General features: G+C 68.3%; 2 protein-coding genes. Both read right to left on the reverse strand.

The features are described 5' to 3' along the window. A partial coding sequence (locus DBR23_RS27970; RefSeq protein ID WP_108500225.1) for a YbhB/YbcL family Raf kinase inhibitor-like protein occupies positions 1 to 567 on the reverse strand: 567 nt, incomplete at its 3' end. A 115-nt stretch (positions 568 to 682) separates the two neighbouring features. Continuing rightward, entirely contained in the window at positions 683 to 1459 is a 777-nt protein-coding gene (locus tag DBR23_RS27975; protein ID WP_233250797.1) for a helix-turn-helix transcriptional regulator, read from the reverse strand. Positions 1460 to 1522: the final 63 nt, after the last annotated feature.

The following is a 1522-nucleotide window of genomic DNA, read 5'->3' on the forward strand; positions in this document are numbered from 1 at the left end:
GCGCACCGTGAGTGTGGCCTTGCCCAGGCTGTTGGCGTTGATCATGTAGCCCGCCAGCGCAGCGGTGGCGTCGGTAGGCAGGTCCAGGCGTGGCACCTTGAGTGCGTGCACGGTGAAGATGTAGCGGTGCGGCGCATCCCCCTCGGGCGGGCACGCCCCGCCCCAGGCGGCCACGCCGTAGTCGATGCGCACATGGCTGGCGCCTGCGGGCAGCTTGGCGCCGCCAGCAGCGCCGGCGTCGGGCTGCAGCTCGGTGACGCTGGCGGGGATGTTCACCACCGACCAGTGCCACCAGCCCGAGCCTGTGGGGGCGTCAGGGTCATACGCGGTGACGGCAAAGCTCTGCGTGCCTGCAGGCACACCGTTCCAGCGCAGCGCGGGCGACTGGTTCTCACCTGCGCAGCCGAAGCCCTTGAACTCGAAACGCTGGGGCAAGGTGCCATCCGCCGCAAAGTCGGGGCTGCTGAGCGTGAACGCCTGGGCGTGGGCAGCCAATGCCAGGCCGATGGTGGCAAGCGCCGCGATGGAGGTGAAAGCGCGACGGGGGCGTGAAAGTGGGTGGCTCATCCAAAAAGCTCCTTGCAGTAGCGGTGTGAAACAAGGACTTGATGGTGCGGTGTGCCACGCCTTCGCACTGGCCCGGCGGCATCAAAGGCTGTGCGCTGTGCGTCAGCCGAAGTAATCAGGGCCTCAGTTGCGAGGGCGGAAAGCCAAAACGCTCGCGGAAGGCCGCGCTGAAGCGGCTGTGCGACTCGTAGCCGCAGCGCGCTGCGATTTCGGACACTTGCAGCGTGGAGCTTTGCAGCAGAACCAGCCCCGTCTCCAGCCGCACATCGCGCAGGCACTGGCTTACGGTTTCGCCCTCTTGTGCCAGGCGGCGCTGCAGGGTGCTGGTGCTGGTGGCAAAGGCGGCGGCGATACGCTCCACCGTCCAGTCAGCCTGCGGGCTGGGGCCCACCAGACGGCGCACCCGGTCGGCCCAGCCCAGCTCGCCGGGCGGGGCGAAGACGATGCCTGCCTCGGCCAGCATCAGCAGCACCTCGAGCGCGCGGTGTTCGCGCAGCGCCTGCGAGCTGGCATCGCTCTCCAGCGCGGCCAGGGCACGCCGGTAACTGTCTTCAAATGCCGCATCGGCCGCCAGGCCCGCACAGCCCTGCACCGCAGGCACGGCCGCAAACTGGCCGAACTGGCGGTGAAACTGCTCCACCAGTTCGGGCGCAAAACACAGCAGTCGCGCCACATAGCGGCCTTGTGGGGCGGGGTCGTTGACCACCTCCCACTGCGCGCCACGCGGCAGCACAAACACCCGCCCGCTGGGATAGCGGTGCGCCCCGCCCGGTGTGACCAGGTGCTTGGTGCCAGAGACCACCCAGCCCACCGAATCCATGCGCACCGTGACAGTGTGGATGCGGTGGTGCACCGTGGTGGCAATCTGCAACGACAGTGCGGGTTCGACCATCAATCTCTCCCTTGCGGCTCACGTTCCATCATCCGCCCGGCCCCGTGCTGGTTGAAGACGGGC

The sequence above is a fragment of the Acidovorax sp. HMWF018 genome (genome assembly GCF_003061035.1).
GTDB classification, from domain to species: Bacteria; Pseudomonadota; Gammaproteobacteria; order Burkholderiales; family Burkholderiaceae_C; genus Acidovorax; species Acidovorax delafieldii.

Bases quoted from the DNA above. Each gene is read 5' to 3' on its own strand.
- DBR23_RS27975 (WP_233250797.1), bottom strand. From the start codon at position 1,459: ATGGTCGAACCCGCACTGTCGTTGCAGATTGCCACCACGGTGCACCAC.